Genomic DNA, 19404 nt, shown 5'->3' with positions numbered 1-19404 from the left:
ATAGGAGGTAGAAGTGCTATATAACTTTTGCTAAGGGTGAAGCGGAAGGGAAAAAGGATCTTTCTTTGGTTGCTGCCCTTTATCCCTGCGCTTTTGCTGCAATCCTAAGTTGGGAAGTGGGTATCATTCTCTGCTTCTAGTAAGAAAGCTATTCTTGCACTAGAACCAGCCCTGCTTATTCACAAAATAGGTACTTACAAATCCTTCAGGGGATTTATTTAAGTAGATCATGCCTTCAATTAGACCTACAAGTTGCATAACTAACAAAGCAACCCCGTAGGTAAAAGAACCCCCAATTACAGAAATCACTAACATGATAAAGCCTTCCGAAGCGTATCCTAGAATAAACTTATGAACCCCAAACGCTCCCAGGATAATGCCACAGTAACCAGCTAGAAGTTGTTTGGTAGGGTGACTGGGGTTAAGATTTGCCATATAAGTGCTGCTCCTTGATAAGTGAGTATAAAAATAAAGTCTTTATTGTAATGGAAGCAAATACATTTACTTGCTTAATAAATAGATTTTTAATTTTTTCAGTCTGAGTAAGTCTCAAAATGAATAATTAAAATCAGCGTGCTTCTATTCCAGAGGAGACGCCAAGATGTCTTGCTGTTTAGGCCGAACTGGTACTCCTTGATGACTTTTGCTGGATTTGACGATCGCAAACCCTGGTGCAGCAGTTTTGCAGATTTTTAGCTCAGACATTTATCTTGAGCAGAATAAATCTTAAATAATCAGCAAAAGCTGCTACATACACCACTTTTTACAAGTCCATCAGTATTATTTCCGGATTCTTTTGCGATGCTTCTAGCGAATGTAAAACGCCATCGCACCGGCAAGACAATTATGTGGCTAGTGGGAATCTAGAAGCGCAAAAGGCATCTTCCATATCTTTCTAACCGCTTTTTAGTTACCGATCCCCACTTCCATGAGCGCAAACCGGAATTGCATTCCAATTTATGACAGCTAAAAATGGTTCAAGAAGACAATTAACATCTCGAAAAATGGCTAAAATCTACCCGAATGAGAATGTTAATAGCATTCTTTAATTTGCTTTTGCCATTATCGTAATTGGGTTTTCAGCTAGTATTTATGCTTATAACCAATTATTACTAGTAAATTGTCTCTACCTATGGAGATAAAATCAGATATTTTTGTTTTTGGCAACAGTACTGTACTTGTATTAAGTACTACCTAAAATGAATAAACTTAATAGTGTACCACTATTCCAAAGGCTGTGGAGGAGCATAGGAGCGAGGAGATTGCGCGATCGCGTGTAGACTACTCCCAAGACGATGCCCAATGCGGTCAGAGGGAGAATTTCCGATAAGCTGAGGTGAGCGATCGCAAACAACAAACTACTGATCAGAATCGATCCCCACACGGGTAAGTAACGAGTTAGAGAGGGTAACAAAAAACCGCGAAATAGGATTTCTTCAAAAAATGGAGCTGCGATCGCCGCTGTGGAGAAAAATATACCAAGTGCGATACTATCTTGGCTTTCCAGAGCTAGTTGCAACAGAGGATTACTCCCACCCTGTCCTTGCCATAGCTGCTGATTAATCAAAGATACCACCACAACTACAGGTAAAGCCGTGCAATAGCCTCCCAGCCCCCACAAAAACCAGTTATCTTGAAAACGGAAGCGAAACCAGAATTCTGGTAGTGGAAAAAAGCGCTTGAGAGAGAAATACAGCACTAACAGCGCACCTAATGCCACCAAGAAGTAGCTAACCAACACAGAAAATGCCTGAAGTCGCACATCCACAATAGGACGCGGAATGGGTAGCAGCGATATTACCAAAGGTACAAAAATTTGCCCCATAAAGAAAAAGCCGATGATAAAAACCTGCAAAACCGTTTCACCACCCCAAGGCGTTGACCAAGGGATATCAGCATTTTGAGCTAATAACGAGGCTTTTCCTTTCAACAAGCGTTGAGCAAATAATAAAATCAGTAGTATTAGACCAATTAAAGCTGCCAAGGTGGGAATAGTGCCGATAACTGCCAATTTCACCACTGCTTGAGCAGAAGATTCTTGTTGTGCGGCTTTTACTGCTGATAAAGCGTCTTGTCGTTGCTGGAGTTGGTATAACTTAACCAAAGCAGTAGAGCGAAACCAACCTTCTAAATTCCTTTGAATTGGTTCTTGAGCATTTGGGAGGATACGAGGAGGATTGCTCCACAGTCCAGTCAATACAGCGGCGGTTTCCCCAAACCCTGGATTAATATTTGAGCGTTGTTGTAATTCGCTCCAAGTCTTGAAGGCTATATCCGTCTGTCCTTGCTGTGCTTGTAAAATTCCCAAGCGCAGGTCTAATTCAGCCAGTAATTTTTGTAATTGCTTAAAAGACTGTTGTAACTGTTGCTGTCCCTGTTTAGAGGTTTTAATAGTGGGAGGAGCGTCCGGTAGAGGTTTCGGAGGCGTGGGAGTTATTTCAGCTTGAGAGCGTAATTGTGCAAGTTTGTTGTTAACTTTGTCTAAATTAGCTTTAACTGATTGACGCGCCTCCTGATACTGCTTTGTAGCGCTTTCTAGGGGTTGCTCACCAAGTATTGCTTCCTGAATCGCCTGGAGTTTGTCATCACCGCTATCTTCTGATTGCCAAGCTTGAGCTTGTAAAGCAATATTTGTTTGGTATAGTTCCAAACGACTTTGAAATTGAGGTTCTTGCCAACTACCGAATAAAGCTGAAACTGCCAACAGAACTGCTATCGGCGTCATCACAAAAAATAAAACCAACCGCTTGAGTGTCATCTATCCCCCTTTAACTGACCAGTGGAGAGCGCGTCCCCCTTGGGAATTATCGCAATAAAAAGTCAGAGGTGGATAGATATCATCAATATTATAAGTTTGCGATGCCTGTGGTTTTTGCTAGCCTATGCATCCACAATGTTAAATTACAGTAGTATTCCCCCACATTGAGGAAGCCGATCATCTTTGTTTGGAGCGATGAATACACTACGAACTAGGATTTTATTTTATGTTTAATTATGCCTACTATGCCTAGTTACTGAGTCTCACCAGTTTAACTTAATACAGCATTTCATTAATTTGTAGCGAATTAAATTTGACATACCTTGCAATGCCAATGCATCCCAATACAATGTTAATGCGTGCCTCTGTCATGCCATTGCATCTCGATACAATGTTAATGCGTGCCTCTGCAATGCCAATGCATCTCGATACAATGTTAATGCGTGCCTCTGTCATGCCAATGCATCCCGATACAATGTTAATGCGTGCCTCTGCATGAAGAGTGAAGAATCAAAATTTTAATCCTTCACTCTACCTCATTCTATATTTCTAAGATTCTCTTCCCGATGCCCAGGTATCACGCCATTTGACAGTACCTTCTTTCGCAATCACCCAGCGGCGATTTACGAGATTTTCGCGTAGAGGCGATCGCCCTTCCCGCCACATGGCATATTTATAAGCAATTAGCTTACCAGCACTTTCATCAAAGGGAATCTCGGCAAACCAAGTATTGGTGTTGATGTACTCTAGGGGATACGCTTTGCCAATATCCCAGTTACCTAACTCTGGGCAATCTCCTGTCACCACGATGATTTCACCAGGTTTGGTCTCCACGCCATTGAGTTGGACGCGGACAATTGTTTGTGCTTTTATCCGTTCGCCAACGTGGCTGAAAACAATTGCTCCCCTTTCTTCTAGTACTAAGTCATAAATCTTGCCATCTTTTACCTCATATTTGTTGCGAGTCACCACGCAGGTATGTTCGCCATCGGGCAATTCTGTTTCTACTTCTGGGAGAGTAACTTCTCCTCCCCGGTTTAAAGCGACAAAACACGCAGAGTCGCGATAGCGGCGTACATAGCAGTAAACATCCGGTGTTAAGTATTTTTGCCAGTGGCTACCCATTGATACGGCTGGATTCAGTCGTCGTAAGCCAGACAGCAGCCTGATGCAACGATAAATCTCACTCTCAGTATCCCAATTTTCCATCATTGGGCGGTTGTACGGGTCGTTACCGCCATCGGTGTCGTTGTGCAGATACTGTTCTGTGCCGTAATATATGCAGGGAATACCGCGACAGGTCATAATTAAGGCGATCGCAACCTTCAGCATCGCTGGATCGGGGTTCAGCGATTGGAAACGGCACATATCATGGTTATCAATGAAGGTAACTAACTCTGTTGCCCCGTTGTAGCGATAATCTTGATCGAAAATGTATTGAATTGTTTCAAATCCCATTTCTGAACCTTGTCCCAGTGCGGCGCGAATTGCCACGCACAAGCCAAAGTCTAGAAGTGTCATGCCTGAGTGGTTTACAAATTCCACTGAGCGATCGTCAGTTGGATTACTATAAATCCATTCACCAAAAATGAATACATCTGGTTTGTGATTGGTCATCTCGCCAGTGAACTCTTGCCAAAACCAAATCGGCATGTGCTTGACAGTATCCACCCGCAGTGCATCCACACCCCGGTCTAGCCATTGTTTAATTGCTGACTTGATATACTCCCGATATTCAGTATTATTTTCATTAAAGGTTGCTAGACCAGATAGTTCACAGTTTTGTACTTGCCAATCGTCTTCCCAATTTTGCACTTCGCCATAGTGGTGATACCAATTATTGACATCATCATTGAAGTCAGCAATTTTGACACCATCATCATACAATTCACCTTTACTACCGCTAGTATCAGGTGTGCTATGGTTGCAGACAATATCCAGCACTAGCTTCATATTGCGCTTGTGCATTTCTGTAATTAACCGATCGAAGGTTGTATTTTTTTCTTCTTGAGTGGCGTTTAAAGAAGGGTTGTCTCCGTCAGCAATATATCGAGGATTAAGCCGTTTAAAGTCTTTTGTCCAATAGCCATGTATTGCTGCATTGCCAACAAATAACTCTTCAACCTGCTCGAACAGTGGAGTTAGCCAAATGGCAGTCACTCCCATATTTTTGAGATAATCTAATTTATCGATGACACCTTGCAAGTCGCCACCCCAGTACTTACCCCAATCCTGTCTAGTTGGATCGTACAGTTCTGAGTTTGCACCTTCGCTGTTATCTGGATCGCCATCATAAAAGCGATCGACTACGAGAAAATAAATTGTTTCCTGACGAAATTCAATATCTCTGGTGTAAAGGAACTCTAGAGCAATCTCAATATCTAACTGCGGTTCTTGTATAAGAGCTTCTACATTTTCCTTTGCAGGATCTACTTTATATTGATCTGGTGAAAACTGGGATGGTGGGGTTTGTACCATAAAAAACTCAAAATTTCATCTAATTCACACTTGCAGAACCAACAGTACAACGTTTCGGGTATTGCGTGTCACTACAAACTTCGGTATTGTGACATCCTGCTTACGGTGTAGGTATCTATCGCTAGCTAGTTTATAATTTTATCGGTAGATATAATTCATCTGCTAGAGGATAAATATAGAAAGCTATAGCAGTTATTTACGATAATTGCTCGATCGCAAAAATTTACAATATTTAATTAAATTGACTTGCGGTAAATATTGAGCCTAGCTCGTGTTTAAGTGTATATTCGACAACAGATTTTAGAAAACCTCAACTCCTGGGAAATTAGTTGTCAATAAAGTTTTGTTACACCCGTTCGATACTGAGTAAACCACGTATAAGCCAACTTTTTCTCTAGAAGATTCGCTCCATTGGTAAACTGACCATTGTCACTTTCAATTTGTTATTACTATCAAGGAATTAATTTAGGTAGCAATTATGACTAAATATGACAAGGTTTTTAACTCACCAAAGACATCAGAGGAATCACTAAGTCCAGAGGAAGCGGTGGCGGCGATCGCAACTGTGACTGCGATCGCTGATTCATTTATTGAAGAGGTAGATGCAGAAAGTTTAGCGGGTATCCTCTGGGAATTCGAGGTTTTCGAGGAATACTCAGAAGATGAAATTGCAGAAATAGTTGATAGACTCATCTCCATTGCCGAAGAAGAGGGAATTGGGCCCCTATTTAATGCCGCCAAAGTATCTCTCTCAGATGAATTAGTACTAGATGGTTTTGCTGCTGGGGTAATAGTGCTTTTAGACGACGACCTCGCCATCCCCAAACCAAAACAAGCCTACCTGAAAAAGCTACAAGCGGCTTTAGAACTTGAGGATGAAGAAGCAGACGAAATCATCAAGGAGGTAATTGCAGCTTTTAAAGAAGCAGAAGATGAAGAATATGAAGACGACGATGATGATGAAACGGTGGTCATCGAAGATTTTAGCGAACAGACATATCAATCTCCTTTAGGTAATTTTACTGTACCGATTCCGGTTGAACCGCAGCAGGGTGGTAGAATTCAAAGCCAAGAAGGAGTAGTTGGCTTTTCTGATGACATCGGTACTTTACTGAGAATCGATTATTATCCTTTCCCCCTAGAACAGTTAGAGGAATTGGAGTCTGTTGGACAAGAAGAATATTTACAAACAATTTTAGTAGACAAGTATGTACCTCAAGCGATTTTTGCCAATGTACCAGATGCTTCTGTGGAATATACTGAATATCTGGAAAATACTTTGCGAGGCGCTTACTACGTGTTAATCGATATGCCCAAAGGTTCCACAATTTCTAAGCAAGAAAATAATGGAACTGCAATCAGATTAGATGCGTACCGAGGATTGCTCACCTTTATTAGTGGTGAATTTTTGTATATAGTTAGTAGTCAGCACAGCTTTATTAACGGCGAAATTCCCGATTCTGTTGAGGAAGAGGCTGAAGACATCAAAGAAAGTATTTTAGAGTTTGTTGAGACTATAGAGTTCACTTAGTACAGTATTTCATTCATTCGTAGCGAAGTAAATTTGGCAGGATTCTGCGATACCAATGCATCGGCTTGCATTAGATACAGCAGAATTCAGAATTCAGGAGTCAGAATGGGCTAACAGAAGTAAAACAGGCTTTGTACCTGGCTTTGAGACTTAGTTTGTGTACTTCACTTTCCTTAAAATCCGCTGTATGTGCTGAAAAAGAATGAAGAGACGTAGTACTGCTACGTCTCTACAAGGGTTCTGGATAACGCATATTTAATTTCACCAGAGTATATTCGCCTTGGCTTCGCTCATGTGATGTACATTTGGAAAGGGCAATGTCTGACGACAAGTTTGGAGAAGACAAGAAGTCTCCAGCTCTGCACTGGGTGTCTACGCTTATAATTTTTCATGACAATAACCCTGCTGAACAATCGCTATCAAGTTATCCAGGTAATCGGCGCTGGTGGGTTTGGCGAAACCTTTCTAGCAGAAGATGTCCACATGCCTTCTCGTCGGCGCTGTGTAATCAAGCAACTAAAACCGATAACCAATAATGACGCGCAAACCTACCAACTTATCCAACAAAGGTTTGAACGCGAAGCCGCAACCTTGGAGTATTTGGGTGAAAGTAGTCACCAAATTCCCAAACTCTACGCCTACTTTTCTGAGAATGGACAATTTTATCTCGTCCAAGAATGGATTCACGGCCAAACCCTGACAAAAATTGTCGAAGCCAAAGGATTTGAGAGTGAAACTGTTGTTCGGCAAATTCTCTTGAGTCTGCTTTCAGTTTTAGATTATGTTCACAGTAAAGGCATTATTCACCGAGATATCAAGCCAGATAACATTATTCTGCGTTCTGTTGATAACGAGCCAGTTTTGATTGATTTTGGTGCAGTCAAAGAAACAATTCGTTCAGTGGTGAATTCTCCAGGATACCCCACGCGATCGCTTGTTATTGGTACGCCTGGATATATGCCTAGCGAACAAGCCGTTGGCCGCCCAGTTTACGCCACTGACATCTACAGTTTAGGTTTAACGGCAATTTATCTGCTGACTGGCAAACACCCGCAAGAACTAGTAACCGATCTAAAAACTGGGGAAATACTTTGGCAGCAGCACGCCCCTAACGTGTCTTCTCAATTGGCGGCAGTACTCAATCAGGCAATTAAACCTCATGCTGGCGATCGCTACAGCACTGCCAGTAAAATGCTATATGCCTTGCAGTCTGCTACTAATATACCTCCTGAGCTAACTGCAAATACTCCCACAGTTAGTTTTTCTCCCATTGCATCGACTCGACAAACTCAAGCATTATATTCTCCGCAAAACAATTCTGCGATTCCAGGGTCTTCCACTCCTGGGAACTGGCAAAAATCTGCTGTGATTATTGGTAGTTTACTCATAGGCGGCTTGATTGGTGCAGTAGCAATTCCTAGCATCATTCGTCAGCAACAACCAGAAACAACCATTGGCAGAACTTCCACGCCATCGCCAGAATCTTTTTCCACTCCTGAATCAACCGAACCGCCCGTTTCCTCCCAAACTTCTCCAGTTCCAGTTATCCCTAGCTCATCACCACGACAGCGACCAACCTCTAATCCCCCAGTTGTACCCATACCACAGCCAGAAAAAGAGCCTATAACTTCAGAGACTCCTGCACCCGTAGTAACATCCACACCACAGCCAGAACCAGAGAGTGAGGCAAGTGCAGTTCCCACACCAGAAGCGCGTTCTACACCACAAAACAAGCCGCGCAGTAAATTAGCTGCCACTGCCAGCAGAGAAAGCGTTCCCGCATTCCCTACAGGTACAACAAGAAATATCGTAGAAGCTACCCTCGGCAAACCAAATCAAGATTTAAGAGGTGCATGGGGCAAGACTCGTGCTGTCGTTTACAAACTAGTGCCAAACAAAATTGACCTTGGCTACTTATTCGATCGTAATTCTAAAACGCTGCGTCAAACTGAAGTATCTTTTGCTCAATCGGTAGATCCAGAAGTCATGGAGACTACCTTGAATGGAATGTTAGCAGGGCAAGCCACTGAAGAAATTAAGCAGGGACTCAAACAGGTACAACAGCGCCAATCGGATAATTTTAGTTTTAAGAATGGCTCAGTCAAGGGTCAAATTATCCGCCAAGAATGTGATTTTATTTACATCAGCATTTGGGATATAGATTTGCATGATTTTGTGAGTCCATCTACAGCAAAACAGTGTTAATCTCCTAGAAGATTGACAGAACTTAAAAATTGCATCAGTACATCAAGTTATAAGCCTTATGATAAATGCACTAAGTCATGAAACTTCCGTACCTGATGTAGTAAACATCATTCAAATAGCACCGGATAGTACACCCATCCTAGTAGATTTAGATGAAACTCTTTTCCTACGCAATTCAACGCAAGAGTACCTCAACACTTTACAACCCCGCGTACTTGGGTGGTTGTTACTCACCTTGTTGAATTTTGTCAAACCGTGGAATTGGTTGCCAGGGAAAATTAAAGGAGAGGTGTCACGAGATTGGATGAGGGTTTTAGTCGCAACCTTACTTTTTCCCTGGACTGTAATTTTGTGGCAATGGCGGGCTAAACAGCTAGCTCAAGATTATGGGAATACTACCTTGATCCAGGCACTTACTAAGAATCCAAATTCACGTGTAATACTGACCACCCAAGGGTTTGATTTCATTGTTCGTCCGCTGTCCAAACACTTCCCCATAAATTTTGATGGCATCATAGCTTGTCGATTTTGGCAAGGAGCGATAGATCGACAGCGAGGAAAACACTTCTTGGTGACAGCATCATTGGGTAATAATGAAGTTGCCCGTGCGATCGCAATCACAGACTCAAAGGATGATAACCCATTACTTGCATGTGTAGCGACTCCATGCTTAGTTATTTGGCCAGAAGCAAAGTATGTTTCGGCTATGGCTGATCTTTATATTCCGTTTTTGTATCTAGAGCGAGCGAAGCGACCAGGTAAGAAATATTTTCTCAAAGTGATATTATTAGACGATCTTGTGGTTTTGATAGTAGCTTTGAGTTGGGTGAATAGCCAACCAATCCTTCATGCCATCAGTATGCTTTTTTTAGTACTTTCTTTCTGGTGCATCTATGAACTAGGCTATGTAGAAAATGACATAATTGCTGAAAGGTTTGAGAAAAAACCAACGCTTTCAGAAACTTACCTAAAATATAAGAACCGAATCAGTATATGGCAGGCTTGGCTTTGGTCTATAGTTTTCGCTGTTCCCGGACTAATTGTTTTGGAATTGGCTAAAGTTGTTGCAAGTGATAAGAGTTTTGCTTTTGAAGTTAGGGCTATTGACTTAGTAACAGTTTTAACTAATACGGCATCCTGGATCGGTATGCTCCTGGTCGTAAGAGTAACTTTTTATGCTTACAACCATGTTGATAAGCAGACACGAATTTGGCTTTACTTTTTATTGCAAGCTTATAAGTACTTTGCCTTTCTGGTAGTGACAAAAACCAATATCATCGGGGCGATATTATTCATAGCAGAAGTGATTAGTCGCTGGATACGCTATTTTGTTTATCGTTTTGTGAATAGTGAGTGGTTAAAAGATTTACCCCATAAGATGATTACTCTCGTTCTGTTTGGATTTATAGTTATCGCCGTCGTTTTAGGGACTCAAAATAGTTCTATATTAATGAATTGGCAGACTTTGGTAATTTTAACTTTGTGTGCCTACCGGGCAAGAAATCAGTTTTTGAAAATAGTCCGTGAAATATATCCGATTTCCAAAGATAAAAGAATAGGATAATAAGTTTTCATGAACTGTGTATACTAAGAGGCTGTTTATAAAAGTCCTAAAAGGTATAATTTTTCCCTTTTGATTTGGATCGATTGCAAAGATAAATTAAGGTTCCAGTCATGTACCGAAATTCTTTGCTGCGATCGTCATGAAAGCAAAATACCCTTTTAAAACATCCTCTAAGTCTTGACAATCTATCTTCGCAGTTGACCCAATGCTTAAAGATAGATTGTCAAACTGAGTTTCCAATCCTTAATCTTCATAAAGTTATAAATACCATTATTAAGTTTTTAATAATACTTGTCTCAGCTTCTACATTCATGTCGTAAAGTTCGATTGGAATTGTGTAATCTGAAGACAGCAAAGCTAAATTATTCAATTGAGGTCTGATGACTCCTACAATCATGCGTCAGCTTTGGTCAGTGGTTGAAACCGCTCAAGCCAAACTCCTTTTACAACTGGATGATGCTAGCTTGGTGCAGTGGTTAGTGAAACAAACCGAAACGCAAGTGTTGTTAGATTCTAACGAAACTGATTTTCTTAGCCACTACATTCAATCTCGACTAGCCCTCATACGCGATCTTGCACATGAACGCCAGTGTTCATGATGCCTACGGCGGGCTACGCCAACGCAAAACCAAGATAAATAGATCGATCGTCAAGTGTTATTACTGTTGACTATTAGGTTTTGGGGAAAAATAACCTTCCACTAAGCAGTCAGAACCTACTACACGCCAACGAACACGTTCTAAAGACAACGCCTCAGTCATGGTAGTAAAACCTAAATCGCCCACTGGTGTGGGAGCAATACTACCACCAATGATTTTTGGGGCAATAAATGCCAAAACTTTTTGCACTGCTCCTTGAGCGATCGCACTAGCAGCTAAAGTACCACCACACTCCCACAGCACGCTACAAAAACCTCGTTCATATAAGTACGCCATTGCCTTATCCGGCGTAAGTGATGCTAATTCCACCACCTCCACACCCTGTTTGAGCAACAGTTCTTGAAAATCGGGGTTAGCACCCTTCTGTGTCAACACCAAAGTTGGAGCATCCGCAGTTTGCCACAGATGGGCACTTGTCGGTAAGTTGAGATGGCGACTCATTACCACCCGCAGGGGATTATGTGCCCCTACCTGATGGCTGGTTAAATAAGGATTATCTTGTCGGACTGTATTACCGCCGACAATTATGGCATCACAAGCCGCCCGCACTAGATGTACTTCACTGCGGGCTTCTTGACTTGTTACCCAAGCGCTATGACCAGAGGTAGTAGCAATTTTGCCGTCTAAAGTCATGGCATATTTTAAAATTCCCAAAGGTCGCTTATAGAGAATGCGATGCACAAAAGCTTCATTTAGCTGACGGCAGGCTTCCTCTTCTACTCCAACCAATACTTCGATTCCCGCCGCTCGTAAACGGGCGATGCCACCTCCAGCCACCAGTGGATTGGGATCAACCATACCCACCACTACTTTTGCCACCCCTGCTTCGATCAATCCTTCCGAACAAGGGGGAGTACGTCCGTAGTGATTGCAAGGTTCGAGGCTGACATAGATTGTTGCACCACGAGAGCGATCGCCTGCTTCCCTCAAAGCAAACACTTCTGCATGAGGCTCACCTGCGCGAGGATGAAACCCAACGCCTACAATCTCGCCATCCTTGACAATCACCGCTCCCACTAGCGGATTTGGCGAAGTCCGCCCTAAAGCGCGACGGGCAAGTTCCAAACACCGCAGCATCATGCGAGAGTCAAAGTCAGTTCCTACCTTTTGCTTCGGTGGTGAATTCGAGCCAGATGCTGACTCCACTATTCGTGTATTTTCCTGAGTGTCATTTGGTAAGGATGCATCTGCTTGAGCCACTACTGGGGAATTATCCATAATTTTAGGCAACACTGTAAATATTCTGCACGCGATCGCGCAGCCTCTCCACAAGAGAATCGCGCTTTGCTCCTGATAATTAAACAGTAATATCTAGGCGCTATTATTGGCTGTTTCAACTTACATGAGTCTGTAATATTCACACTTACAGTTCAGGGTAACTGAAAGTTTGAGAGATTTTAAAACCCTTCATCCAAATGAAGGGCTATCGCATCAGGTCAGAGGAATCATTTTACACAATTCTTGGAACAGTAGGTTTACTACTTTACTCATCAGCTTTCCCTGAATGTGTTTACCACCTAGCAGCTTCTCACCTTGTTCGGTGACATTAGCTTTGAGTGAGTCGCGGTAGTCAATCAATTCCTTGGTCAGTTCGTTCTCTGGTAGCCTTCCAGTTTCCACGCCGGTTAAGACGTACTGCCACAGACTGATTCTACACAAGGCTGAACCGCTCGGTTTTTCAACAAGTCCATCCCCGGATTGTTCCAAGGTTGTACCCATTCCTAAACGCATTTTGAAAGTGTCGCGGCTGCGGTTGCGTTTAATTCGTTTGGTTTCACCAGCCAGTCGCCTAACAGTGGTTTCTCCGTTTTTGCGATCGCGCTCTGTTCGCTTCACCTCCCTAACCTCATATTCAATTACTGGCTTACCATTTATACCCAGGAACGACTCAAAGGGATAAATCCTGGTCAGCAGCCGCGATCGCACTCGCAACCCAAACCCGAACTTATCAAACACGCTCATGTAAGGTTTAAATGCTGACTCAGAGAGCATTTCACTGATTCTTGTTTCTAAGCGTCCCTCATCAAGTGAGATATCACACATCCAATCAGCGTGCAGTTCCAGGATGGGGTCAATCTGAATTCCATAGTCCTGGGCGATTGATTTTTTGTAGCGATTATCCATTCGGGTTTTCCCGGCGGGGGAAATTTCATTACTACCAGCTAACCATCCCCAAAGGGGCGGCACTAATCCCGGTTTAGTAGATTTGCTCTTGGTGTGTGCGACTTCTGGGAATTGCCAAGCGAGAAGCTGTCTAGCATAGTTCACGATCGGCGATTGCACCCGGTTCAGGTGTTCAAGCTGCTGGCACAGATCCCGTAACTCATCAATGGGTTCTGGGCGGTGCATGAGAAAGTATCTTAGGTTCAACTCCCCAGTCTCCAGTCGATGATCTGGATCGTGACCGTAGGCCGCCATTGCTAAAGCATCAGCTGGATCGCTTTTATTCGGGAGGTTTTTACCACCCCGGTAACGTCTGAGTTCGACGTGACCAACCCACAAGATTTTGATTTCCAATTTATTGAGGATGGATGCCCACAGTCTTGAATAGTGGTTTCCAGTTGGTTCTAGGATTGCGTAATCTGGCTTGATTTCTGATAGGTAACAAGCAAAGTCAAAAGCTGATTTTTGCTTCTTATTAGTATCAGGATTGGAGTAAAAAGCCGGATATAAACTTGATGCTTTATTTCTGGTTTTATTCCAATATGTTTGCAATCCGCCCTTGGGATATTGTGTTAAAATATGGCAAGTTACGCTTGCTTTACTAACATCAATTCCCAGAATTGTTAATTCTATTTTCATGGTTCTGCGAGATATGAGTGATGGTTTTAGGGACTGGCATCCCTTAAATATCCCGAACTTAATAGCGCACGAATCACCCTAACGCCCCACGCTTGAGGGGCGCGATTCAGGAGTAAACGCATTCGGGGAATTAACTAGAGTTGTGCCGCGCATGAACATCGGAACGCCGCAGTTCAGTAGCGCAATTCGTCGTGAACGCCGCACAATACTAATTAACTTGCTGATTGCTTTGGACACAATCCGCGACGGTGGCAACGATGCCACCGTTTCGGCTAGTGTGTCAGCTAGCCTCATCAGGCGGGGTGACGTTGGTGAAATTGGTAATGGAACCGTGGAGTTCTGTTAAAAAAGAAAGCAAACCATCGCGTGTAAAATTTGTGAGTTGTAGGTTGAAATCAAAAGTTTCAGCATTGTTGAATTCATTAGTACGTTTGAACAATTCACACTTGATTTTTACTTGGTTATTGCTCATTCAAAGTAGTCCTCTTCTTCATCTGGGTAGTAGTAAGGTGGCATTTCTCCCCATTCATCTAACCAAAAATCATCCTCATCTAAGTATTCATGTCCACATAATTGAGGTGGTCTACCGGGATAAAGAATGGTAGCTACACACTGAGCAAATAAAATAGAATAACCACATTCGGGGTTTTTGAGGTCGGTGTAACAATGGCAATTGTTAATATATTTATTGCCATCACTCACCCATTCCAGACGGAAGAATTCATAATGCCAGCGTTCCTTATCTCCCCAATCTTGAGGACGAGAAAATTCTGCAATTGGTCTTTCTACTTCAGTTCCGTCTTCATTCATGCCGTAAATAGTTACAGCATTATGAGTTTCACGAATTGTTAGGACAGAACCTAACTTTGTTGTACTTGAGTCATTTCCCGTATCTTTGTTATTAAGAAAATCTTGGATACTTTTATCAATTTGTTCGGGGGTTAACTGGTCGTATTGAGAATTCGCTTCTTCACTAATTTTTTTAGTCCAATAACTCAGGGGTTTATCTGAGTAATCAGAAAGGTATTGCACTGCAAGCCCTAAACCCAAAGAGTTAACCATGTAATCTTCTTTGGAAATTAAAAATTGATCGCTCATCCTGACCTCCGATTTTTCAAGCGATGATTACAATTGCAGCGCTGCTCTAATAGGTCTGCTGCCTGTTGCCAAGCTTGCAGAATGGCTGTGGCATTTTCACCTGTGAAAGCCTGTCTTTCGCCGTTGTGCCAAGTAATTACAACGACTGTAGCGGGGTATTCTTCATGCTGAAGTTGTCTGACTTGGGCTAGATTTATCCAACCCTCTGTTGGAGTTTTGCAACTAAACACTACGGGGGTATTAATTATGGTGTGCATTTTGGTAAGCTGATTTTGGTATCGATCAGTGGCGATCGCGTTCTTGCCAAGGGAGGCGATCGCCTAAAAAATTCCGACTAAAATCGGTCGTCTTCAACCTGGGATAAGCTAGTTTTTTCAGCTTTGAGAAGTTCAACCTCTTTACTCAGCGCTGCATACTCTGCCTTGACAGCTGTTAGTTTTTCCCTCCTGTCTCTGACCTCTTGATCGATTTGCTTGTGTATCGCGTTCTCATGAATTTGGCGCTCAACACTTTCTATAAGATTCTGTGTTGCAATTTCTTGATCTTCAAACTCGTCAGCTAGTGCGGTTTTCTCTAACCTGCACGAATTGTAATCGCCAAGATTTAGAACTCTTTGGTAAGTGATGGTTGTTACTTTCATTTGCTCAAAATGTGCTATTTTTTACTTGTACAAGTTTGAAGTGTTTGGGTAGATGAATTCATTTGCGATCGCACTTCTCAACCAGACTGCGATCGCTCTCAATTAACCCTACAGTCCAAACTCTGTGAGGCGGTTGCGGAAAACCACTTCAATCGGGTCTGGGGAGAGTTTTCTCATCATTTGGTGGTAACTATCGGCATCGTTGCGGCGTCGGAACTGCGACAAGATAACCCAGTTGCACGGGGAAACTTCTTTGACAACGATCCAATCAAAAAGCTGTTGTCGATAAGTCATAGGTAAATGCTCTTTCAAAACTAGGTTGGGTAGTTTTCTTTCAAAAAAGTGTGTAATTCCTCATCAGAAAATTGATGAAACTTTTCATGGCCAAGGTCGAGATATTTCACTCGGTGAACAATCGCGGCTTCTCCGGTGTACTTTGCTAAATCCTCTGACATAACGGCATAAGCGACAACCAAATATGACAGGAAGTCATTGGAAAGTAATACATCAGATTTGTGTCGTTTAATCTGCATAATTTAAATTTGATAGTAAGAAAAATCAGTCAGCCAATCAGCTGGTGACTGATTTTTTGTGGAACAATCTACTTTTGGCTCATATAAATGAAATTTATTTCATAGGCATATTCCTCCTACAAAAATAGTTAAGCTTGAGGGCGCGGTGATGAAGAGTTAGCCGTGCCCTTAATAATTAGGCGGCCATTCCGATCGCGCTCCATCACCAAGTCAGCGCGGGGTGCAATTGATAAATTGCGGATTTTGCGCTGTACCCTTTTTTTAGCGATCGCAACCAGCGCTGCGGGCGGTAATTCTGATGGCAACATCTCCTCATGGAAATCTCGCTCGACGGCACGCGCCAAGCCAGGACGGGAACGATAAATCATCCCGTGGGCATCGTCGAGTAGTTGGGTGAGGGTTTTAACCTGGGCCTTCAACTGCTCAATCTCTTTTTCTAGTTGGCGTATCCGTTTTTTTCGTGTTACATATTTTCCTTTAATTTCAGTCATATAAAAAAGTGCGACCGGCCGCAGGTTTGCGCGTTTTTCCAAGAAACTGTGAGCAATTGCATAACCACACGGTGATTTGCAATTTCGCGATCGTGCATCTGTGCGTGAGCCATTACCTACACGCCAGCCTCTACGGGATTTTCACCCAGGTCTTAATTTCCACAGCCCACCGTGTCACCACGTCGGCAAATTGCCCAAGGTAAATGTGGAATGCCCTACTAAGGTCGGTTACAGATTGCGGCCGCATACAAATGCACGTCACCAGCTTTTATCTAAGCCGCGACTTGTATAGACAAACACTTCAGTTTTCTACTCGCTGACTTCACCACTTACGGGACACTGGTAGCCTGAAATACTCTTTATCAGCTTTCAACGGCTATTACACAAAGTGCTAATTTTCCCGGATTTGGCATTTGCTACTGAGATGAGACACTTTAGGTGAAACCAGCTGAATAACTGTTTCTTGCCGAGGCAATTACGTTGGCTGGTCTTTTTGTCGTCTATTACTAGACATTATGTCTGGATATGTTGTCCCTGTCAACCCATCTAGTCATATTGTCTAGACGGGGTATTATGGTAAAGAAAAGAGTGAGTAGAGAAAAAGATGGGGGTGAGTCACCCTTGAAAGCCCTTAGAAGTGAGCTAGATATGTCTCAAGAGGAGTTCGGGCGATGTATTGGCACAACAGCCAGAACTGTAAGTAGATGGGAGGCAGGCGATAGTGTACCTACGTTCACGATCGCCCAAATGAAGGCACTTGATCAGTTACTCAAATCAAAGGGTAAAACTATCCAAGATTTGCCCGATGATTTTGGCCCACACGGTCGATTGCCACTTCCTCAAAACTAAAAAATTCGCCACAGTGATGTAGCAATCACTGTGGCGGGGATTAAGACTAACCTAATTATGACGGAATCCGACAACGGAGCGGCCCCCAGGCAGCTGACATTGTTCGCGGTGGAGTCCGTTGCAACGGCTCCCCCCTGCTCCCCTGCTCCCTCTTGGGAAAAAACCTATCGCTCCTGGCGCGGTCAATTTCAGATCGTTGGTCACAGGCAGCAGCGCAAGAAAACAGAATATGACATTGCAATTGAGATTTACGATCCACAAGGCCAGTGGCAGCAGCTGGTAGAGATTACCACTCAATCCCTCGATGTCGCACTACAGGAATTTCATGATACAGTTGACCACACTTTTAACCGTAGTGGTGTAACACCGCTTGCCCCAGAGAATAAGACCCCTTTGGGGCATTCTTTTGAAGATGTGTGGGAAGCTGCGGACTGCGATCGCTGGAATCCTGCCGACTTTGGAGAAGTGCCCCATGTCAGCGACAACGGACAACTGACAATTTTCTACGATGAATCACTTGAACCACCAGACCCAGACGATTTTTCAAATCAGATCGAATTTGAGCAAGCTTGGGAGCAGTGGGAATCAACCCGCGTTCTGGAACGGGATACACAGCCAGTTCAATTAGTCAGTGAAGACTCGCAAGAAATAGCGGGCGATCGCCTCTCCTTTGTTCTGGAACGTGATACACAAAATCCTGTTCCAGAACAAAAAACCCCAGGATTGGAGGACTATACCGATGTTTCAGAACACATTAAAGCTGTTCCAGAACATCTTCACTGGGTAGAAAAGTATTGCTCTTCCAACCGCAAAGACAACCATTATTACCGCTATTGCTGGAAGACTGGCAGGAAAATTAAGCATCGGCACATCACCGGGGGGAATGTGCGATCGCAGTTGGCCCAAAGCAGGAGGCAGGAAATTGAGATTGCGATCGCGGATGGACTAGCCCCGGTGGAAATTGAGAGTTTGATGAAATCATGGAGAGAAGGGAATGCCTAGACCAAAAAATAATCACTTCCGTCTTGCCCTAAGCGAAGACAAAACAGTTGTACAGTTGACCGTCAGCGCATCGTCGCTGGAAAAAGCAATTGAATTATATGAAAAGCTTGAGCAAGCGATACTTGAAATGATGCGAGTTGATTTAGAACTTGACTGGCAAGAAGACAACCCAGATACAAGCCAGGAGTAAAGTTTGTCCCCAATCCCCAATCCCCAATCCCCAATCCCCAATCCCCAGCACCCAATGCCTAATGACGAATGACTAAGTTTATCCCTCGTCATCGTTGTCGCCATCATCGCCATCCTCAGAGATGACGATATTCACGCCGTCAGACCCAGCCTCAAAACCGTTGATGGTAAATGTCTCACCATAGCCATCAGTCAGGCAAATCTGTGCATCACTGGGAAAGTTTTGTAATTCTTGAATTAGTTCCTGTACAGTCATTTCTTTGGTTGCAGTGGTCATATTTTCTCCTTTAAAAATGCGATCGCGCTGTGACTAATTTGTGATTTGAGCTTACCTTACCTGCTCATAGAAACTTTGTCACAGATTGGGGTAAACTTCGTCAACTTCATCCCATGCTTGATTTGCAAGATTCTCCAGTGCCATAGCCAAATACAAAGGGTGATCGTATTCGCCGTGCTGCAATCGGTCGAAGAATATCTCAATTTGCAGGAATAGGAGTTTGGCGTTCATAGAGTTGCGATCGCGCCGCGGCGCTCGTCCATTTCAATTTCAAAATAAGGGTCAAGTCCTTTGTTGTCGCGGTGTCCGGTGAAAGTGCGAATGATTT

Annotated in this window: 22 protein-coding genes; 8 read left to right on the top strand and 14 right to left on the bottom strand. The window is 43.1% G+C overall.

The features are described 5' to 3' along the window. Window positions 1–159: 159 nt before the first annotated feature. From V7K84_RS28260 to V7K84_RS28245, 4 genes are all read right to left on the bottom strand, one after another. Window positions 160–435, bottom strand: a complete 276-nt coding sequence (locus V7K84_RS28260; RefSeq protein WP_334843085.1) for a TM2 domain-containing protein — start codon at window positions 433–435, stop codon at window positions 160–162. 144 nt (window positions 436–579) lie between these two features. Beyond that, window positions 580–705, bottom strand: coding sequence for a hypothetical protein (locus tag V7K84_RS28255; RefSeq protein WP_334843083.1), 126 nt, complete (start codon window positions 703–705; stop codon window positions 580–582). A 478-nt stretch (window positions 706–1183) separates the two neighbouring features. After that, window positions 1184–2758: a CPBP family intramembrane glutamic endopeptidase gene (locus tag V7K84_RS28250; protein ID WP_334843081.1), complete on the bottom strand. Its 1575-nt coding sequence runs from the start codon at window positions 2756–2758 to the stop codon at window positions 1184–1186. A gap of 549 nt (window positions 2759–3307) precedes the next feature. Beyond that, window positions 3308–5236 carry an alpha-amylase family glycosyl hydrolase gene (locus V7K84_RS28245; protein WP_334843079.1) on the bottom strand — a complete coding sequence of 643 codons (1929 nt, stop codon included), beginning with the start codon at window positions 5234–5236 and terminating at the stop codon, window positions 3308–3310. Window positions 5237–5714: 478 nt separating this feature from the next. Between V7K84_RS28245 and V7K84_RS28240 the strand changes: the two genes are divergently transcribed. The 4 genes from V7K84_RS28240 to V7K84_RS28225 all read left to right on the top strand — a co-directional run bounded on the left by V7K84_RS28240 (window position 5715) and on the right by V7K84_RS28225 (window position 11135). Beyond that, entirely contained in the window at window positions 5715–6767 is a 1053-nt protein-coding gene (locus tag V7K84_RS28240) for a hypothetical protein (RefSeq protein WP_334843078.1), read from the top strand. Window positions 6768–7157: 390 nt separating this feature from the next. Beyond that, window positions 7158–8972, top strand: a complete 1815-nt coding sequence (locus V7K84_RS28235; RefSeq protein ID WP_334843076.1) for a protein kinase domain-containing protein — start codon at window positions 7158–7160, stop codon at window positions 8970–8972. Window positions 8973–9030: 58 nt separating this feature from the next. Continuing rightward, on the top strand, window positions 9031–10536 hold the full coding sequence (locus V7K84_RS28230) for a haloacid dehalogenase-like hydrolase (RefSeq protein ID WP_334843074.1): 1506 nt from the start codon (window positions 9031–9033) through the stop codon (window positions 10534–10536). Between the two features lie 380 nt (window positions 10537–10916). Beyond that, the gene (locus tag V7K84_RS28225; RefSeq protein ID WP_292740664.1) at window positions 10917–11135 is read left to right on the top strand and encodes a hypothetical protein; all 219 of its coding nucleotides are present in this window, start codon (window positions 10917–10919) and stop codon (window positions 11133–11135) included. Between the two features lie 60 nt (window positions 11136–11195). Here the strand turns inward: V7K84_RS28225 and ribD are convergent, their stop codons facing one another. Next, window positions 11196–12413, bottom strand: a complete 1218-nt coding sequence (gene ribD, locus V7K84_RS28220; RefSeq protein WP_334843072.1) for a bifunctional diaminohydroxyphosphoribosylaminopyrimidine deaminase/5-amino-6-(5-phosphoribosylamino)uracil reductase RibD — start codon at window positions 12411–12413, stop codon at window positions 11196–11198. 213 nt (window positions 12414–12626) lie between these two features. After that, window positions 12627–13997, bottom strand: coding sequence for an IS110 family transposase (locus V7K84_RS28215; RefSeq protein ID WP_334843070.1), 1371 nt, complete (start codon window positions 13995–13997; stop codon window positions 12627–12629). Between the two features lie 151 nt (window positions 13998–14148). On the opposite strand from V7K84_RS28215, the gene V7K84_RS28210 reads away from it, so the two are divergent. Beyond that, window positions 14149–14343, top strand: coding sequence for a hypothetical protein (locus tag V7K84_RS28210; RefSeq protein ID WP_334843067.1), 195 nt, complete (start codon window positions 14149–14151; stop codon window positions 14341–14343). Window positions 14344–14465: 122 nt separating this feature from the next. Here the strand turns inward: V7K84_RS28210 and V7K84_RS28205 are convergent, their stop codons facing one another. The 6 genes from V7K84_RS28205 to V7K84_RS28180 form a co-directional block, all read right to left on the bottom strand. Beyond that, window positions 14466–15095 carry a hypothetical protein gene (locus tag V7K84_RS28205; RefSeq protein WP_334843065.1) on the bottom strand — a complete coding sequence of 210 codons (630 nt, stop codon included), beginning with the start codon at window positions 15093–15095 and terminating at the stop codon, window positions 14466–14468. After that, entirely contained in the window at window positions 15092–15352 is a 261-nt protein-coding gene (locus V7K84_RS28200; RefSeq protein WP_334843064.1) for a hypothetical protein, read from the bottom strand. Before V7K84_RS28200 ends, V7K84_RS28205 begins: the two co-directional genes overlap by 4 nt. 77 nt (window positions 15353–15429) lie before the next feature. Further along, window positions 15430–15735 carry a hypothetical protein gene (locus V7K84_RS28195; RefSeq protein ID WP_334843062.1) on the bottom strand — a complete coding sequence of 102 codons (306 nt, stop codon included), beginning with the start codon at window positions 15733–15735 and terminating at the stop codon, window positions 15430–15432. Window positions 15736–15843: 108 nt separating this feature from the next. Next, on the bottom strand, window positions 15844–16029 hold the full coding sequence (locus V7K84_RS28190; protein WP_334843061.1) for a hypothetical protein: 186 nt from the start codon (window positions 16027–16029) through the stop codon (window positions 15844–15846). 20 nt (window positions 16030–16049) lie between these two features. Continuing rightward, a complete protein-coding gene (locus V7K84_RS28185; RefSeq protein ID WP_334843059.1) occupies window positions 16050–16268 on the bottom strand; it encodes a hypothetical protein in 219 nt (72 codons plus the stop codon). Window positions 16269–16396: 128 nt separating this feature from the next. Continuing rightward, complete coding sequence (locus tag V7K84_RS28180) at window positions 16397–16759, bottom strand: hypothetical protein (protein WP_334843056.1); 363 nt, start codon at window positions 16757–16759, stop codon at window positions 16397–16399. A gap of 573 nt (window positions 16760–17332) precedes the next feature. Between V7K84_RS28180 and V7K84_RS28175 the strand changes: the two genes are divergently transcribed. The 3 genes from V7K84_RS28175 to V7K84_RS28165 are packed head-to-tail and all read left to right on the top strand — an operon-like array spanning window position 17333 to window position 18800. Beyond that, a complete protein-coding gene (locus V7K84_RS28175; RefSeq protein ID WP_334843054.1) occupies window positions 17333–17608 on the top strand; it encodes a helix-turn-helix domain-containing protein in 276 nt (91 codons plus the stop codon). 57 nt (window positions 17609–17665) lie between these two features. After that, window positions 17666–18610 (top strand): hypothetical protein, encoded by a 945-nt coding sequence (locus V7K84_RS28170; protein WP_334843052.1) that lies wholly within the window; start codon window positions 17666–17668, stop codon window positions 18608–18610. Beyond that, window positions 18603–18800, top strand: coding sequence for a hypothetical protein (locus V7K84_RS28165; RefSeq protein ID WP_334843049.1), 198 nt, complete (start codon window positions 18603–18605; stop codon window positions 18798–18800). Before V7K84_RS28170 ends, V7K84_RS28165 begins: the two co-directional genes overlap by 8 nt. A 78-nt stretch (window positions 18801–18878) precedes the next feature. Here the strand turns inward: V7K84_RS28165 and V7K84_RS28160 are convergent, their stop codons facing one another. Continuing rightward, window positions 18879–19076, bottom strand: coding sequence for a hypothetical protein (locus V7K84_RS28160; RefSeq protein WP_334843047.1), 198 nt, complete (start codon window positions 19074–19076; stop codon window positions 18879–18881). A gap of 78 nt (window positions 19077–19154) precedes the next feature. Continuing rightward, entirely contained in the window at window positions 19155–19307 is a 153-nt protein-coding gene (locus tag V7K84_RS28155; protein WP_334843044.1) for a hypothetical protein, read from the bottom strand. Window positions 19308–19404 lie beyond the last annotated feature (97 nt).

This window comes from Nostoc sp. (assembly GCF_036917315.1).
Taxonomy (GTDB): Bacteria; Cyanobacteriota; Cyanobacteriia; order Cyanobacteriales; family Nostocaceae; genus Nostoc.
This window is presented reverse-complemented; position numbering and strand designations above follow the sequence as displayed.

Coding starts and splice junctions, on each gene's coding strand:
- V7K84_RS28260 (WP_334843085.1), bottom strand. CDS start 435: ATGGCAAATCTTAACCCCAGTCACCCTACCAAACAACTTCTAGCTGGT.
- V7K84_RS28255 (WP_334843083.1), bottom strand. CDS start 705: ATGTCTGAGCTAAAAATCTGCAAAACTGCTGCACCAGGGTTTGCGATC.
- V7K84_RS28250 (WP_334843081.1), bottom strand. CDS start 2,758: ATGACACTCAAGCGGTTGGTTTTATTTTTTGTGATGACGCCGATAGCA.
- V7K84_RS28245 (WP_334843079.1), bottom strand. CDS start 5,236: ATGGTACAAACCCCACCATCCCAGTTTTCACCAGATCAATATAAAGTA.
- V7K84_RS28240 (WP_334843078.1), top strand. CDS start 5,715: ATGACTAAATATGACAAGGTTTTTAACTCACCAAAGACATCAGAGGAA.
- V7K84_RS28235 (WP_334843076.1), top strand. CDS start 7,158: ATGACAATAACCCTGCTGAACAATCGCTATCAAGTTATCCAGGTAATC.
- V7K84_RS28230 (WP_334843074.1), top strand. CDS start 9,031: ATGATAAATGCACTAAGTCATGAAACTTCCGTACCTGATGTAGTAAAC.
- V7K84_RS28225 (WP_292740664.1), top strand. CDS start 10,917: ATGACTCCTACAATCATGCGTCAGCTTTGGTCAGTGGTTGAAACCGCT.
- ribD (WP_334843072.1), bottom strand. CDS start 12,413: ATGGATAATTCCCCAGTAGTGGCTCAAGCAGATGCATCCTTACCAAAT.
- V7K84_RS28215 (WP_334843070.1), bottom strand. CDS start 13,997: ATGAAAATAGAATTAACAATTCTGGGAATTGATGTTAGTAAAGCAAGC.
- V7K84_RS28210 (WP_334843067.1), top strand. CDS start 14,149: ATGAACATCGGAACGCCGCAGTTCAGTAGCGCAATTCGTCGTGAACGC.
- V7K84_RS28205 (WP_334843065.1), bottom strand. CDS start 15,095: ATGAGCGATCAATTTTTAATTTCCAAAGAAGATTACATGGTTAACTCT.
- V7K84_RS28200 (WP_334843064.1), bottom strand. CDS start 15,352: ATGCACACCATAATTAATACCCCCGTAGTGTTTAGTTGCAAAACTCCA.
- V7K84_RS28195 (WP_334843062.1), bottom strand. CDS start 15,735: ATGAAAGTAACAACCATCACTTACCAAAGAGTTCTAAATCTTGGCGAT.
- V7K84_RS28190 (WP_334843061.1), bottom strand. CDS start 16,029: ATGACTTATCGACAACAGCTTTTTGATTGGATCGTTGTCAAAGAAGTT.
- V7K84_RS28185 (WP_334843059.1), bottom strand. CDS start 16,268: ATGCAGATTAAACGACACAAATCTGATGTATTACTTTCCAATGACTTC.
- V7K84_RS28180 (WP_334843056.1), bottom strand. CDS start 16,759: ATGACTGAAATTAAAGGAAAATATGTAACACGAAAAAAACGGATACGC.
- V7K84_RS28175 (WP_334843054.1), top strand. CDS start 17,333: ATGGTAAAGAAAAGAGTGAGTAGAGAAAAAGATGGGGGTGAGTCACCC.
- V7K84_RS28170 (WP_334843052.1), top strand. CDS start 17,666: ATGACGGAATCCGACAACGGAGCGGCCCCCAGGCAGCTGACATTGTTC.
- V7K84_RS28165 (WP_334843049.1), top strand. CDS start 18,603: ATGCCTAGACCAAAAAATAATCACTTCCGTCTTGCCCTAAGCGAAGAC.
- V7K84_RS28160 (WP_334843047.1), bottom strand. CDS start 19,076: ATGACCACTGCAACCAAAGAAATGACTGTACAGGAACTAATTCAAGAA.
- V7K84_RS28155 (WP_334843044.1), bottom strand. CDS start 19,307: ATGAACGCCAAACTCCTATTCCTGCAAATTGAGATATTCTTCGACCGA.